General features: G+C 74.6%; 12 protein-coding genes. 6 read left to right on the top strand and 6 right to left on the bottom strand.

Annotated elements, in window-relative coordinates; all coding sequences use genetic code 11:
- Positions 1 to 66: 66 nt before the first annotated feature.
- Positions 67 to 618 carry a dTDP-4-dehydrorhamnose 3,5-epimerase family protein gene (locus tag HDG69_RS10060; protein ID WP_171783646.1) on the top strand — a complete coding sequence of 184 codons (552 nt, stop codon included), beginning with the start codon at positions 67 to 69 and terminating at the stop codon, positions 616 to 618.
- Here the strand turns inward: HDG69_RS10060 and HDG69_RS19585 are convergent.
- Genes HDG69_RS19585 through HDG69_RS10045 form a run of 3 tightly spaced genes read right to left on the bottom strand, consistent with a single transcriptional unit; the run spans position 605 to position 4,106 of the window.
- On the bottom strand, positions 605 to 1,789 hold the full coding sequence (locus HDG69_RS19585) for a methyltransferase domain-containing protein (protein ID WP_171783645.1): 1,185 nt from the start codon (positions 1,787 to 1,789) through the stop codon (positions 605 to 607). The genes HDG69_RS10060 and HDG69_RS19585 overlap by 14 nt on opposite strands.
- Entirely contained in the window at positions 1,786 to 3,078 is a 1,293-nt protein-coding gene (locus tag HDG69_RS10050; protein ID WP_171783644.1) for a class I SAM-dependent methyltransferase, read from the bottom strand. Before HDG69_RS10050 ends, HDG69_RS19585 begins: the two co-directional genes overlap by 4 nt.
- On the bottom strand, positions 3,075 to 4,106 hold the full coding sequence (locus tag HDG69_RS10045; RefSeq protein ID WP_171783643.1) for an NAD-dependent epimerase/dehydratase family protein: 1,032 nt from the start codon (positions 4,104 to 4,106) through the stop codon (positions 3,075 to 3,077). The genes HDG69_RS10050 and HDG69_RS10045 overlap by 4 nt, the downstream gene beginning before the upstream one ends.
- A 184-nt stretch (positions 4,107 to 4,290) precedes the next feature.
- On the opposite strand from HDG69_RS10045, the gene HDG69_RS10040 reads away from it, so the two are divergent.
- Genes HDG69_RS10040 through HDG69_RS19575 form a run of 5 tightly spaced genes read left to right on the top strand, consistent with a single transcriptional unit; the run spans position 4,291 to position 10,952 of the window.
- Positions 4,291 to 6,291: a glycosyltransferase gene (locus HDG69_RS10040; protein WP_216645446.1), complete on the top strand. Its 2,001-nt coding sequence runs from the start codon at positions 4,291 to 4,293 to the stop codon at positions 6,289 to 6,291.
- Entirely contained in the window at positions 6,288 to 7,628 is a 1,341-nt protein-coding gene (locus HDG69_RS19580; protein ID WP_171783641.1) for an O-antigen ligase family protein, read from the top strand. The genes HDG69_RS10040 and HDG69_RS19580 overlap by 4 nt, the downstream gene beginning before the upstream one ends.
- Positions 7,625 to 8,752, top strand: coding sequence for a glycosyltransferase (locus HDG69_RS10030; RefSeq protein WP_171783640.1), 1,128 nt, complete (start codon positions 7,625 to 7,627; stop codon positions 8,750 to 8,752). Before HDG69_RS19580 ends, HDG69_RS10030 begins: the two co-directional genes overlap by 4 nt.
- On the top strand, positions 8,749 to 9,753 hold the full coding sequence (locus HDG69_RS10025; RefSeq protein WP_171783639.1) for a glycosyltransferase family 4 protein: 1,005 nt from the start codon (positions 8,749 to 8,751) through the stop codon (positions 9,751 to 9,753). Before HDG69_RS10030 ends, HDG69_RS10025 begins: the two co-directional genes overlap by 4 nt.
- Positions 9,750 to 10,952, top strand: coding sequence for a glycosyltransferase (locus HDG69_RS19575; RefSeq protein ID WP_171783638.1), 1,203 nt, complete (start codon positions 9,750 to 9,752; stop codon positions 10,950 to 10,952). The genes HDG69_RS10025 and HDG69_RS19575 overlap by 4 nt, the downstream gene beginning before the upstream one ends.
- Here HDG69_RS19575 and HDG69_RS10015 read toward each other — a convergent pair.
- The 3 genes from HDG69_RS10015 to HDG69_RS10005 are packed head-to-tail and all read right to left on the bottom strand — an operon-like array spanning position 10,897 to position 14,910.
- The gene (locus HDG69_RS10015) at positions 10,897 to 12,102 is read right to left on the bottom strand and encodes a glycosyltransferase (RefSeq protein WP_171783637.1); all 1,206 of its coding nucleotides are present in this window, start codon (positions 12,100 to 12,102) and stop codon (positions 10,897 to 10,899) included. The genes HDG69_RS19575 and HDG69_RS10015 overlap by 56 nt on opposite strands.
- A complete protein-coding gene (locus HDG69_RS10010) occupies positions 12,083 to 13,738 on the bottom strand; it encodes a tyrosine-protein kinase domain-containing protein (RefSeq protein ID WP_171783636.1) in 1,656 nt (551 codons plus the stop codon). Before HDG69_RS10010 ends, HDG69_RS10015 begins: the two co-directional genes overlap by 20 nt.
- Positions 13,735 to 14,910, bottom strand: a complete 1,176-nt coding sequence (locus tag HDG69_RS10005) for a glycosyltransferase (RefSeq protein ID WP_171783635.1) — start codon at positions 14,908 to 14,910, stop codon at positions 13,735 to 13,737. The genes HDG69_RS10010 and HDG69_RS10005 overlap by 4 nt, the downstream gene beginning before the upstream one ends.
- Positions 14,911 to 14,929: the final 19 nt, after the last annotated feature.

The following is a 14,929-nucleotide window of genomic DNA, read 5'->3' as shown; positions in this document are numbered from 1 at the left end:
CTTTTCATCCGTCCGTCGGGGCATTTCACCCCCCTGGCGTCCCGGCGCTCGCCTAGCGTGAGGCTCGTGCAGGTACTGACCACGACCCTGGCCGGGGTGCTGCTCCTGGAGCCGACGCCGCACCGCGACGACCGCGGTCTGTTCACCCGCACGTTCGACGACGAGACCGCGTCCCGGGCGGGCCTCGACCCCCGGTCCTTCGTGCAGGACAGCCAGTCCCGTTCTGTCCGGGGCGTGGTGCGCGGGCTGCACGGGCGGACCGGGTCCGGCGAGGCCAAGCTCGTCCGGGTGGCCCACGGCGCCGTCCACGACGTCGTGGTCGACGCCCGGCCGGGCTCGCCGACCTTCGGACGGTGGGAGGCGTTCCTGCTCGACGACGTCGACTTCCGGGTGCTGCACGTGCCACGAGGCTGCCTGCACGGCCACCAGACGCTCACCGAGACGTCGGACGTGTGCTATCGCATCGACGCCGAGCACGACCCGACCGAGGACGTGGCGGTCCACCACCTCGACCCCCACCTGGGGATCGAGTGGCCGCAGCCGGTGACCGTCGTCAGCGCGCGCGACGACGCGGCGGGCTCGTGGACCCGGCTCGTCGACCGGCTCAGCTCCCGGTGAGCGGCGGCACGACCCGAGGCTCGGGTTCGGCGACCACCCACCGCCCGCCGTGCTGCTCCACCTGCGGGTAGGCCTGCCTGACCTCGTCCAGGAGATCAGGGACGAGCAGCAGCACCCGGTCCGGCCGCAGCCGGTCGAGCTCCTCCGGGCCGACGATCGGCACCCTGCCGTCGGCCCGCCCCGGCATCGCCCGCCCCCGCTTGGCGGGCGAGGCGTCCACCACGACCTCCACGTCCGACGACGTCACCCCGGCCGCGGCGAGGAGCGCGACGGCACGCGACGCGGCGCCGTACCCGACCACCGGGCCCGGCTGCGCGTCGAGCCACGCACGCAACGCCGTCGTCGACGCACCGACGTGCCGGTCGAGGTCGCGCAGCGCCTCCGCGCGGCACACACCGGACCTCACGTCGAGAGTGAGCTCGGCGACGACCCGCTCCGCCGCGGTCGCCGCAGCGGCCGGCCGGGAACCGTGACGGGCCAGGGTGAGGACCTGGGTACCGCCGTACAGGGGGTAGTCCCACAGCCCGACCGGCACGAGCCCTGACGAGCGCGCCATCGCGACCAGGACGGTGAGGGAGAAGTAGGCGTAGTGGCCGTGCCGCAGGGCGTTCCACGTGCCGTCCCGCAGGATGGTCGACAGCGGGTGGACGTGCAGGGCCAGCACGCCGTCCGGTGCCAGCCGACCCACGCGACGGTCCCACGCCGCCCGGACGTCGGGCTCGTGCATCAGGCCCAGCGAGTCGATCACCAGGTCGGCGACCCCGTCGCCGACGATCGTCACCGCAGGGACGGCGGCCGCCACGGGTCCCAGCCAGGAACCTCCGTGCGGGCTGCCGTACTCGGTGACGCGCGAGCCCGCAGCGACCCAGCCGGCGGCGACCAGGTCCGCGACCGCGTCCTGCGCCTGCTCCACGAGCGCGACCGGCTCGACGCCCCGCGGCTCCTCGGCGCCGGTCGGGTCGTCCTCGAGCTGGGCGAGCCCGCAGCGGCCGCACAGCACCATGCGCAGCTCGTGCAGCGGGTCCGGCTCGGTCTCCCCGACCGACGGGAACCGGTCCGCGGCCGGCTGACGGCCGAGGTCGAGCACCACCTCGCCGGACCGTGCCGCGCACCAGCGGCAGCTCCAGGTCGCCCGGGGCGAGCGGTCGTCCGCGGGCGGTGAGTCGGTCACGTGCCGGGTTCGAAGACGTCGAGGCGTGGCAGGAACGTCACGAGCCGCCCGCCCCACGACGCCACGTGCGCGAGCTGTGCGGAGATCTCGCGGCGCAGGTTCCACGGCATGATCACCACGTAGTCGGGACGAGCCGCGTCCAGGGCCTCCGGTGGCCGGATCGGCAGGTGGGTGCCGGGGGTGAACCGGCCGTGCTTGTAGGGGTTGCGGTCCACGGCGAACTCGACGAGGTCGCCGCGCACCCCGCAGTGGTTGAGCAGGGTGTTGCCCTTGCCGGGCGCCCCGTAGGCGACCACGCGCCGACCCTCCCGGCGCGCGTCCAGGAGGAAGCGCAGCACGTCGTCGCGGACCGCGGCCACCTGCCGGGCGAACCCGGCGTGGCCCGCCACGGTGTGCAGCCCGGCGGCCGCCTCCGCGGCGAGGACGTCGGCGAGCGCCGCCGACGGGTCCGGCGCGCGCTCGGACGGCGCGGACCACGTGCGCAAGGACCCACCGTGGCTGGCGAGCTCCTCGACGTCGACCACGGTGAGCCCGGCGGCAGCGAGCACCCGCTGCGTCGTGAGCAGCGAGAGGTAGCTGTAGTGCTCGTGGTAGATGGTGTCGTACTCGTTGCCCTCGACGAGGCGGAGCAGGTGCGGGATCTCGATGCTCACCCGGCCCTCGTCGGCGACCAGCGCGCGCAGGCCGTGGGCGAAGTCGACGATGTCGGGCACGTGGGCGAACACGTTGTTCGCCACGACCAGGTCGGCCGGACCGTGGGCGGCACGGACCGCCCGGCCCGTGTCCGCGCCGAGGAAGTCGACCTGCGTGGGGACACCGCGCCGGACCGCGGCGGCGGCGACGTTCGACGACGGCTCGATCCCCAGGCACCGGATCCCCCGGTCGAGCACGTGCTGCAGGAGGTAGCCGTCGTTGCTGGCCACCTCCACCACCAAGGATCGCTCGGGCTGCAGCCCGAGCCGGTCGACGGCGTCGTCGACGAAACGTCGCGCGTGCTGCACCCAGGAGTCGGAGTAGGACGAGAAGTAGGCGTAGTCGTCGAAGATCTCCTCGGCCGCCACGTAGGCCGGCAGCTGGACCAGCAGGCAGCTCTCGCACACCAGCACGTGCAGCGGGTAGAAGGTCTCCGGTCCGTCCACCTGCGCAGCGGTCGGGTACGTCTCGCACAGCGGTGACATGCCGAGGTCGACGAAGGTGCGCCGCAGCGGCTCGCCGCACAGGCGACAGGCCGGTGCGCTCGCGGCCTCGGCACCCGCGTCCGCCAGGGCGAGCCCGGGGTCCGCGGTCATACCGACACCGCCGTCCGCAGGGTCGTGAGGTCGAGAGCGCCGGCATCGGCCAGCTCCTGGACCCGACGCAGCCGGACGTACCGCGGCCCCTCGAAGTCCTGTCGCGTCAGACCACGCTGCCGGGCGTGGTCCCAGATCTCCTGGATGCCGTCCGGCACGGTCCACCGCGGAGCGGCCGCCGGCAGCTCGCTCGTGATCCGGGAGAAGTCGACGCGGTAGTTGCGGGCGTCGCTCCCGGCGCCCGGGGCGAAGGTCACCGGCGCACCGGTGATCGCGCTGACCTGCTCGGCCACCGTGCGGATCTGCACGACGTCCTCGTCGCGGCCGACGTTGAACGCGCGGTCGTGCACCGTCTCCCGCGGTGCCTCGAGCGCTGCGAGAAAGGCCCGGGCGATGTCCTCGACGTGCACGAGCGGACGCCACGGGCTGCCGTCCGACTGCAACCGCACCTCCCCGCGGGTGAACGCCGCACCGGTGAGGTTGTTGACGACGATGTCGGCGCGCAGCCGGGGCGACGACCCGTACGCCGTGGCGTTGCGCAGGTACGTGGGCGAGAAGTCGTCGGCGGCGAGCGCGGAGATGCCCCGCTCGGCACGCACCTTGGACTCGCCGTACGGGGTCACCGGGTGGAAGTCCGCCTCTTCGTCGACCGGCGCGTCGCCGGCCGCCCCGTACAGCGAGCAGGAGGAGGAGAAGAGGAACCGCGGGACACCCGCCGCACGGGCCGTGCGGGCCGCGTGCACCGCGCCGTCGGTGTTGACCGAGAACGTGGCGTCCGGGTTGAGGTGACCGAGCGGGTCGTTCGAGATCGCCGCGAGGTGCACCACGGCGTCGAACCCCTCCAGGTCCTGCGGCCGGACGTCGCGCACGTCACCGGTGCGCTGCTCGTAGCCGCCCACCGCGGGGCCGAAGTCGCAGCCGTCGTACCAGCCGGCGTCGAGACCGACCACCTCGTGGCCCGCGGCGCGCAGGAACGGCACCAGGACCGCTCCGACGTAACCACGGTCTCCGTCGACGAGAACCCGCATCGTTCCTCCCCTGTCGTGGTGGCGGCGTCGCGCGGCGACCGAGGTGGACGCGCAAGCCGTCTCGACGGTACCCACGGCGCGACAGGCTCGGTCAGGTCGCCAGGGGGTGAATCTGCCCGGGCAGCGGGTGATTGTCCGGGCACCGCGTTCCCGCGCCGGGGCCCATGAGCCAGGATCGGTGAGCATGAGGGTCCTGCGGGTGTCGCACAGCGCGGTCGTCGACGCCTGGCGCGAGCGCGAGCGCGAGCTGCGCCGACAGGGTCTGGACGTCGCGCTGCTGTGCGCGGCGGTGTGGGACGAGGGGGGGCGCGACGTCCCCCTCGTCGCCCGTCCCGGCGAGGACGTCACCGGAGCACGCACCTGGGGCACGCACCCCGCGCTGTTCGTCTACGACCCACGACCCCTGTGGCGGGCGCTGCGCACCGACCACGAGGTGCTCGACATCCACGAGGAGCCGTTCGCGCTCGCCACCGCGGAGGTGCTCGTCCTGGCCCGGCTGCGCCGCGTCGTCGACCGGCTCCGTGGACGCCCGAGCCCGGCCCGGCCCTTCGTGGTGTACAGCGCCCAGAACCTCACCAAGCGCTACCCCGTCCCGTTCCGGTGGGTCGAACGAGCCGTGCTGCGCCGCGCGGCGGCGGTGCAGGTGTGCAACGACGAGGCCGGCCGGATCCTGCGAGCGAAAGGGGCCCGCGGACGGATCGAGACCATCCCGCTGGGCGTCGACCTCGCAGCCTTCTCGCCCGCCCGCCGCTCCCCCGGCGCTCGACCGACCGTGGGCTACGCCGGCCGGCTCGCGGCGCACAAGGGTGTCGACGTGCTGCTCGACGCCCTGGCGCAGTGCCCCGGCACGGACCTGGTGGTCGCCGGCGCCGGCCCCGAGGAGGAGGCGCTGCGCCGACGCGCGGAGGTGGTCGCCCCCGGCCGCGTCACCTTCCACGGGCCGCTCGACGGCGACGACCTCGTCGAGCTCTACCGTTCCGTCGACGTGCTGGCCGTCCCGTCACGCGACACCCCGGGGTGGGTGGAGCAGTTCGGCCGCGTCGTGGTGGAGGCGATGGCCTGCGGCACCCCGGTGGTGGCCAGCCGGTCCGGCGCCCTGCCCGACCTCGTCGAGGGTGCGGGCCTGCTCGTCCCGCCCGACGACGCCACGGCGCTCGCCGGCGCCCTGCGGCGGGTGCTCGACGACGACGGCCTCGCGGCACGGCTCAGCCGTCGCGGCGCCGAGCGGGCCGCGCAGTGCTCCTGGCCCGCAGTGGCCACGCGGCTGCACGAGCTGTACCGCGACGTGGCGTCGACCGGACCCGCCACCGTGGAAGCTCCCTCCGTTGCGGTACCGGCCGAACCGCCCGAGGTGCTCGTCGTGGCCTACGGCTCCCCGGAGCTGCTCCGCCGAGCACTGGCACCGATCGCGGGGCGCCTGCCGATCACCGTGGTGGACAACTCCCGCGACGAGCGGGTGCGCGAGATCACGGCGTCGGCGCACGGCCGCTACCTGGACCCCGGCCGCAACGGGGGGTTCGCCGCCGGCGTCAACCACGGGATCGCCCACCGCCAGCACCCCGGACGGGACGTGCTGCTGCTCAACCCGGACGCCGTCGTCGACGAGACCGGCATCCACACCCTCCACCGCGCGCTGCGCGCCCACGAGCGCACCGCCAGCGTCGGGCCGCGCCAGGTCGACGGTGACGGCGAACCGGCACAGGTCGAGTGGCCGTTCCCCCGTCCGTGGGCCGCGTGGTCCGAGGCCCTGGGCGTGGACGCCGCGCGCCGGCTGCTGGGTCGGACCGGGCGACGCCGGCCCGGGAACACCTACGTCATCGGCTCCGTCCTGCTGCTGCGGGCGGAGGCGCTGGACGACGTCGGTCCCCTCGACGAAGGCTTCTTCCTCTATGCGGAAGAGACCGACTGGGCCTTCCGGGCGCACCGCAGGGGCTGGCACCACCGACTCGTGCCGGAGGTCCTCGCCGTCCATCTCGGGGCGGCCACGAGCGACGACCCGGCGCGACGCGACGCCTGGGTCCGAGCGTCCCAGGAGCGCTACTGGCGCAAGCACTACGGGACCGCGGGATGGGCGACGGCGCGTGCCGGCGGCGTCGTCGGCGCGGCGGCCCGGACCGTCCTGGGGCCGCGCCGCGACGTCGCCCGCCGTCGCCTGCGGCTCCTGGTCCACGGAGCAGCGGCGTGACGCCGCCGACCACCCGCGACGTCTCCCGAGCCGCTCGTGCCGCCCTGGCCACGGCGGCCGTCGTCACCTGCCTGGTGCTGCTCGGTGCCCTGACGGTGCTCTCCGGCCCGCTCGCCGTCGTCGGCGCGCTGGCCCTGCTGCTCGTCGCCCTGACCGTGTACGAACCCGTCGCCGTCCCCCTGCTGGCGATCCCCGCCGTCGTCGTCGTCGAACGCGTCGGGGCGAGCGGGGTGGACCTCTCGCTGAGCGACGTCGCGATCTTCGGCGCCTTCTGGTTCGCGCTCCTGCTCGGGCACCGCCCGTACAGCCCGGCGATGCGGACCATGCTCTGGCTCAGCGCGGTCTACCAGGCGGCCAGCCTGTTCACCGTGATCGTCAACCCCTACCTCGCCAACACGGTCGAGTGGTTCCACGCCTGGCTCCTCGTGGGCGGCGCGCTCGTCGTCGGGTGGGCTGTCGGACGCTCCGGCTACGCGGCGCGCGGCATGACGCTGCTCGTCGGCGCCTGCCTCGTCATCGCCGCCCTCACCCTCGCCTTCGGCGCCCTGCAGCTCGCCGTCGGCAACACCGGGCCCGTCTACCTGCACTGGCCCTACGGCATGCACAAGAACTTCATCGGGACGCTCCTCGCCTTCGCCGCCACCGTCGTCTACGCGCGCCCCCGCTGGATGCGCTGGCCACGCTGGACGAGCTACACGGCGTTCACGGTGCTCACGGCGGCCGTCGCCGCCACCCAGGCGCGGCAGGCCTACGTGAGCCTCGCCGTCGCCGTCGTCATCGTGCTCTTCCGCCGCGGCCAGGGCGTCCGGCACACCCCCTGGATCCTCGCGCCGGTCGTGATCGCCTGCATCGCGGTGCTGACCCTCGTCCGCGAGCAGGTGGAGGAGGGCAACGCGTTCAACTCGACGTTCCAACGCCTGACCTGGTTCGACCAGGCGATCGAGGTCTGGCGGGAGAACCCGCTCGTCGGGGTGGGCCTGCGATGGTGGACCACCGGGGAGCACTACTCCTTCCAGCCCCCGAACGCCGAGCTCGAGGTCCTCAGCTCGACCGGCGTGATCGGCCTCGCGGCGTTCCTCGTCCTGCAGATCGGCGGCCTGGTCGTCCTGTGGCGGGTCCGCCCCGACTACGGGACCCTCGCGTTCGCCGTCCTCGCCTCACGCCTGGTGCAGGGCCAGCTCGACCTGTTCTGGGTGGCCGTCAGCGTCTCGGTCCCGTACCTGATCGCCGGCATCTGCCTCGGAGCGGCGGCACGCGCCGACGACGTGGAGCAGGCCGTCCCGACGCCCGTCGTCGAGCGAGCCGGCCGCCCACCGGCCCTGCTGGGACAGCCGTGATCGTCGTCCAGATCTGCCCGGAGATCGGCGCAGGGACCGGGGTGGGCGGCGTCGCCGCCGACCTGGAGGCCGCCTGGCACCGGGCCGGGGTGGAGACCCGTCGGTTCACCCTGGCGGACGCGGCCGGCGGCTGGCTGCCCCCCGTGTCGACCAGCCTGCGTGGCCGGCTCACCCTGCTCGCGAGGGTCGTCTGGTTCTCCACGGTCGGCTCCGTCCTCGCTCGCCGGTACTGCCGGTCCGTGCCCGGGGCGGTGGCCCTGTGCCACAACGACGCCCTGGCCGGGGACGTCTACGTCAACCACGGCATCCTGCAGGCCGCCATGCGTGACCGCGGCCGAGCGCGCTGGAGGATGCTCCGCAACCCCATGCACCTGTTCGTCGTCGCCCGCGACCGGCACCGCTTCCGCAGCCGCACCCACCGGCTCGTGGTGAACCTCAGCTCGACCGAGGACCGGCTGCTGGGCGAGGTGTACCCGCGCCTCGCCACCGCGACCACCGTCGTGGGCAACGGGGTCGACCTCGAGCGCTTCCGGCCGCCCACGGACGGTGAGCGCTCGGCGGCACGCGCCCGCCTCGGGTACGCGCCGCAGGACCGGGTGGTGCTCTTCGTCGGCAACGAGCACGACCGCAAGGGACTGCCCCTGGTCCTGGAGGCTCTCGCGCACGTCCGCGGGGCACGGCTCCTGGTCGTCGGGGGCGATCCCCGGATGGTCGCGACGGCACGGCAGCGTGCCACCCGGGCCGGGGTCGCCGACCGATGCACCTTCACCGGCCCGGTGCCCGACGTCCGCGAGGCGCTGCACGCCGCGGACGTCTTCTGCCTGCCGAGCGCCTACGAGTCGTTCGGCCTCGTCTACCTCGAGGCGCTCGCCACGGGGCTCCCGGTGGTGTCCACGCCGGTCGGCGTCGTCCCGGACGTCGTCACCGACGCCACCGGCCGGATCGTGCCCGCCGACGCGCTCGCGGTCGCCTCGGCGCTGGAGTCCGTGCTCCGGCACGGGCAGGGCTCGTTCCGCACTGCGGCCCGCGAGGCGGCCGAACGATGGTCCTGGGACGAGGTCGCGGCCCGGTACCTGACGGTCCTGCGCGGGCTGAGCACCGCGGACGGCGGCGGGTCGCGATGAGGATCGTGCACGCCGTCAGGTCGGACGGGTTCGCGGGCGTCGAGCGGCACGTCGCACGACTGGCGCGGGCACAGGCCCACCACGGCGACGACGTCACGGTCGTCGGCGGGGCGGCCGACGACATGCGTCGCGAGCTGGACGGGGTGCGGCACCTGGAGGCCCGGACCGTCCCGGAGGTGGCCCGGCGGCTGGCCGGTCACGGTCGGGGCGCCGACGTCGTGCACGTGCACATGACCGCTGCCGAGATCGCCGCCGGTCTCGTGCCCTGGGCACGGCACCGGCCGGCCGTGGTGGCCACCCGCCACTTCGCGGCGCCGCGCGGCAGCGGTCGCACCGGGCCGTTCGTGGCACGTCTCGCCCGGCATGCGGTCCAGGCGCAGATCGCCGTGTCGCGCTACGTCGCCGACCACGTCGACGGCCCGACGACCGTCGTCTACCCGGGCGTGGACGTCGCACCCTCGACGGCCGAGCAGGAACGGGTGGTGCTGGTGCTGCAGCGCCTCGAGCCGGAGAAGGCGACCGACGTCGCGCTCCGAGCCGTCGCGTCCTCGGGGATGCTGCACCACGGGTGGCGGCTGCAGGTGGCCGGCACCGGCTCGCAGGCCGCCGAGCTCGCCGCGCTGGCCGACCGCCTGGGGCTGCGCGCCGAGCTGCTCGGCCACCGCGCGGACGTGGACGAGCTGCTCGGAAGCGCCGGCATCCTCCTGGCGCCGTGCCCGGTCGAAGGCCTCGGACTCAGCGTGCTCGAGGCGATGGCGCACGCCCTGCCCGTCGTCGCGGCGGACGCGGGCGGACACACCGAGCTGCTCGCCGGGCTCGACGACCGCGCACTCTTCCCCCCGGGCGACGCCGCGACGGCGGGCGACCGGCTCCGGGCGCTCGCCGCCGACGACGCCGGGCGTGCCGCCTACGGCCGGGCGGCCGCGGCGCGGCAACGCGCTCGCTACACCCTCGCGGCCCAGGTGGCCGGGACGGCCGACGTCTACGAGGAGCTGCTGTGAGGCCGGAGCCGGAGCGCAGGATCGTCGTGGTGTACTCCCTGGAGCCGTGGGACGACGTCTGGCGCCGCAACCAGCACCTGGTCTCGCGCCTGCTGGCCGCGGACGCCGACCTGGCGGTCCTCTTCGTCGAGCCGCCCGCAGACCCCCTGCACGCCGCGCTCCACGGCCGGCTGCCGCGGCCAGGCCGCGGGCGCCGTCGCGTCGACCACCCGGTGCGCGGGGGGAACGGTGACCTCGAGGACGGGGACGTCACGCGGCTCAGGACCTACCAGCCGACCAAGTGGTGGCCGCGGCGGCTGGACCCCCACGGTGACCGGCGCCGGGCTCGCGCGGCGCTGCGGACGGCGGCGCACCAGGGGCCGGTGACGGCCGTGTGGGTCAACGACATCTCCGCGGTGCACGCCCTCGACCTGACCGACGCCCCGGTGCTGTACGACCTCACCGACGACTGGCTCGCGGCACGCCGATCACCCGAGGAGAACGCGCGGCTGACCGCCGCCGAGCACCGGTTGCTCACCGAGTCCCGCGCCGTCACCGCCTGCTCGCCCGCCCTCGTCAGGGACAAGGGCGCCGTGCGGCCCGACATCGTGCTGCTCACGAACGGCGTGGACGTCGGCTCCTACCGTGGGCCCCTGGAGAGGCCTCACGACCTCGCGACGGGGCCCGTCGCGCTCTACGTCGGGACCCTGCACGCCGACCGCCTCGACGTCGACCTCTGTGCCCGCACGGCGCAGGACCTGGTCCGTGCCGGAGCACGGTTGGTCCTGCTCGGCCCGGACGCCCTCCAGGCCGAGGAGCGGACGCGCCTGGTGAGGGCGGGAGCCGAGCTGATGGGTCCGCGACCCCATGGGCAGGTGCCGGCGTACGCACGCAGCGCGGACGTCCTCGTCGTGCCGCACGTGGTGGACAGGTTCACGGACAGCCTCGACCCCATCAAGCTCTACGAGTACCGCGCGGCACGCCGTCCCGTGGTGGCGACCCCGGTCGCCGGGTTCCGGGAGGCTGGCGACCCCCTCGTCCGCGCGGTCCCGGCCGAGAGCTTCCCCGCCGTCGTCGTGCACACCGCCACCTCACCCGGCACCTCCGGGGAGGAGGCCGAGGAGATCCCGTCCGGGCTCCCGACCTGGGACAGTCAGGCAGCGCTCATGCGCGAGGTGCTCGGTGGCCTGATGCGCCCGCCCGCCGCCAGACCTCGGTGACGACGTCCGCGGCTGCTGCCACGGCAAAGCGCTCGACGGCGGAGGCGTGCGCCGCCGCAGCACGCCGCCGTGCTCCCGCCGGGTCGTCGAGGACCTCCGCGACAGCAACGGCGAGCGCCTCCACGTCGCCGGGAGGGACGAGCAGCCCGAGCGGTGCACCGCCGTCGGGCACCAGGATCTCCGGCACACCGCCGGCCTCGGTGGCGACCACCGGCAGCCCGCGGACCATCGCCTCGACGACCACCTGGCCGAAGGGCTCCGGCACGGGGGACGCGTGCACGAGGACGGTGGCCGCGTCGATCAGCGCGCTCGGGTCGTCGACCGCTCCCTCCAGGCGGACGTGGTCGCCCAGGACGTGCCGGTCGATCTCCTGCTGCACCGCCCGGGCGTACTCCTCGGCACCGAAGAGCGGCGCGCCGACCATGCGGATCCGCAGACCGGGATGACGGGCGATCAGCCAGGGTGCCGCCCGCACCAGCTCGAGCTGTCCCTTGGTCGGGCTGACCCGGCCGAGGAGCAGCACGACGGGCTCGGCAGGGTCGCGGTGCCGACCCGGGTCGTCGAGCGCCTGCTCCGGCGCAAAGCCCGGGTACGCGACGGAGACGGCCGCCCCCGGCAGCGTCCGCGCCGTGGCCCGCGAGTTGGCCACCACCGCGACGGGCAGCCGACGCGCAGCGAACCTCAGGGGCGCGAGGACACCCCGCGGCAGGTACTCGGGAGCGAACCGGTCGTGCACGTGCCAGACGAGCGGCATCCGCAGGAGCCGTGCCGCGATCGACCCGAGGGCGTGAGCCTTCATCGTCGTCGTCACCACGACGTCGGGCCTCCGACGAGCCAGGTGGCGGGTCAGGCGCCACAGCGTCGTGCATGCCGCGGGGAGGGCTCGCAGCGCCTCGAGGCTGCCGAGCCGTGCGCGTCCGACCCCTGCGGCCGTGCGGCCCAGGGGCAGCACGTCGACCCGGTGCGCCACCTCGGCCAGCGGTCGCACCAGCTCGCCGTCCTCCATCAGCACCACCTCGACCTGCACCTGCTCCGGGTCGGTCGCACCGAGAAGCCTGAGCAGCGCGAGCTCGGCGCCCGAGGCCTGCGCCGAGTGGCCGACGAGCGTCACGCGCAGCGGCAGCTCGCGCTCACCCTGTCTGGCGGGCACGCTGCGTCCCCGTCCCGGAGGCGGAGGCCGCGCTGTCCTCCGCGCTGCTGTCGGCAGACGCCTCCCGCGGGACGAACGGGAGCCGCGCCCACGGCCCGGGGCGGCCACCCGGCGACCCGACACCGGCCTCGGCGCTCGACGCACTGGCGACACTGGACGGGCTCGCGCCGTCCCGAGGGCCGGGCCGGGCGTCGTCGACGTCGCCGTAGGTCGCCGCGTAGGCGGCGCGGTGCGTCTCCGACCGGCCGGCCACCGCCACACCGATGAGCCGCACCGAGTTCGTGCGCAGGCGCTGGGCCGCCTCCGCGAGGATCGCACGGTCGGTCCGACGGACCTCTGCCACGAGGACCACACCGTCGGCGTACGAGCCCAGGATGGTGGCATCGGCCGCAGCGAGGACGGGGGGCGCGTCCACCACGACGATGTCGGCGCGGCGTTTCACGGCCTCGACCAGGTCCCGGGCCCGTTCGCTGGCGAGGTAGTCGGCCGGGTCGAGCGGGACGTCCGGCATGGGGCAGACGTCGAGGTTGGGGACGATCGAGGGTCGCATCTGCCCACGGGAGCCGTCCCAACCCTCCGGCGGGGGAAGCAGGGCGTCGATCTGCGGTCGGCGCAGGTCCCCGGACAGCACCACGGTCCGTCGACCGGAGAGCGCGAACGACGCCGCCAGGTTGGCGGCGACGAAGGCGCGGGGCGCTCGCGGGTCCGCCGCGGAGACCACGACGGTGCCGTGCTGGCGCTCGCCCAGGTCCACCTGGATGGCGGTGCGCAGCTCACGGACGGACTCGGTGAAGGGGGTGGCGACACGGGTGGCCACCGGGAGCGTGCCCTCGGACCTCGCCCACCGCATCGCCTTGCGGGCGTCGGCGAGCCCGGCGAGGACGGGGGCCTCGGTGATCGACGACACCTCGTGGGACGAACGCACCCGCATGTCCAACGCGTAGCGCAGGAACGCCGCACCGACCCCGGCGACGATGCCTGCCAGCACGGCGACGGCGAGCATCATCGTCGTGTCGAGACCCACGGGCGTGGCCGAGACCGCCTCGACCGCGACGTAGCCGGGGCGCACGAGGGCGAGGTACGCCGTCAGGGTGGAGGTCAGGCCGCCCAGCGACTCGTTGCCGGTCTGCTCGAGCGCCGAGGCGACCGGGTCGTCCTTGTCGTCCTCCAACGTCTCGCGCGCCTCGCGCACCTGCTCGCTCACCGCGGCGATCTGCTCGTCGAGGAGCGTGACCTGCTCCTCGATGACGGTGGGCAGATGGTCGAGGTGCGCCTGCGCGTACGCGTTCGACAGTGCGACCGCGCGCTGCGGGTCGCTCGCCTGGCTGGACACGACGAGCGTCTGGGTCTCGGCGTCGTACACCGCGTCGACGCTCTCCAGGGCGGACGTCGGCGGGTCGAGCACGGCGTCAGCAGCCGTGGCGACCACCGGCGACGTGACGAGACCGGCGTCGTCGCCCACCACGACGGACCCGTTGCCCGTCGTGCTCTCCTCCAGCTGGACCACCGTCGTCGCCTGGTACTCGGTCACCTGGCGGTCGGCGAACCACATCGTCGCCGCGATCACCAGGATGACCGCCCCGAGGACGTACCACTTCCCCGTCCAGACCACTCTGCCGAACTCTCGGATCGTCACGCCGCCGCTCCCTCGTTGCTGGACCTGACGGGTTGCTGGTATTCACCGAGCAGCCCGGACACCACCGTCCGGAGGCGATCCGTGAAGCGTCGTTCGCCGAAGTCGGCCAGGTGCGACCGGAGCGCCTTCAGGTCCCAACGGGTGGCCTCCAGCCGCTCGACCGCGAGCGCGACGGCATCGGGCGCCACCTCGTCGAAGAACTCCCCGTTGACGCCGGGGCGCACGGTGTCGAGGTAGCCGCCACCCCGCAGCGCGGCGACCGGCACGTCGAACATCCCTGCCTCCAGAGGCGTCAGCCCGTAGTCCTCGTGCGACGCCGCCACCAGCGCCGAGGCGTGCTGGTAGAGCCACCGCAGCTCGGCGTCGTCCACGCGTCCCACCAACCGGACGGCTCCCGCCTCACCGCGCGCGGCAAGCTGTTCGAGCCGGGCCCGGTCCGGCCCCTCGCCCACGACGACGAGGCGTCGCCCGAGCGCCAGGGCGGCCTCGACGACCACGTCCACGTTCTTGTACGGAAGCAGCCTCGCCACGCACAACAGGTACCCGGGGGCCAGGGGCTCCCCGCCGTCGCGCACCTCGCGGACCGGTCCCGGCGCCAGCGCCGGCGGCGGCGGGAGCACCTCGGCCTCGATCCCGTAGGCCGCGCGGACGGCGTCCCGGGTGACCGAGGAGTTCACGAGGTAGGTGTCGGCTCGTTCTGCGGCACGCCGGTCCCAGTCGCGCAGCGGACCGTCGAGCACCCGCAGGGTGGCGCGTGCCAGGGTGGCCCGCGACCGCTCCACGAGACTCCCCCCGACGCCCAGGTAGCGGTCGCGCTGGTAGAGCCACCGTGCGGGAGCGTGGCAGTAGACCACCGTCCGCCGGGCCCCGCGGTAGCCGTGCGCCCAGCCGGTGGAGCTCGCCAGCAGCACGTCGCCCTCGACCCGCTGGCGGTCGACCGCCGTGGAGAGCAGCGGCAGCGCCAGACGATGGTGGCGACGCAGGAGACCGGCCCGGTCGAGCGACGACGTCCGCACATCGGCCCGGGCGAACTCCGGGAACGTCCCGCCCGGGTCGAACAAGGTCGTGTACAGGGGCGACCCGGGGAACGCGCGCAGCATCAGCAGCGCGACGCGCTCCGCCCCGCCCCGCTGGGTGGCGTAGTCGTGCGCGAGCACGACACCGTCCGACATCCGAGCCTCCCGCAGCGCG

The sequence above is a fragment of the Isoptericola halotolerans genome, assembly GCF_013149785.1.
Lineage (GTDB): Bacteria > Actinomycetota > Actinomycetes > Actinomycetales > Cellulomonadaceae > Isoptericola > Isoptericola halotolerans.
Note: the sequence above shows the minus strand (reverse complement) of the source record. Positions and strands in the feature narration are given on the sequence as shown.

Excerpts from the sequence above, each read along its gene's own strand:
- HDG69_RS10025 (WP_171783639.1), top strand. The coding sequence starts at position 8,749 with ATGAGGATCGTGCACGCCGTCAGGTCGGACGGGTTCGCGGGCGTCGAG.
- HDG69_RS10045 (WP_171783643.1), bottom strand. The coding sequence starts at position 4,106 with ATGCGGGTTCTCGTCGACGGAGACCGTGGTTACGTCGGAGCGGTCCTG.
- HDG69_RS10040 (WP_216645446.1), top strand. The coding sequence starts at position 4,291 with ATGAGGGTCCTGCGGGTGTCGCACAGCGCGGTCGTCGACGCCTGGCGC.
- HDG69_RS10050 (WP_171783644.1), bottom strand. The coding sequence starts at position 3,078 with ATGACCGCGGACCCCGGGCTCGCCCTGGCGGACGCGGGTGCCGAGGCC.
- HDG69_RS10005 (WP_171783635.1), bottom strand. The coding sequence starts at position 14,910 with ATGTCGGACGGTGTCGTGCTCGCGCACGACTACGCCACCCAGCGGGGC.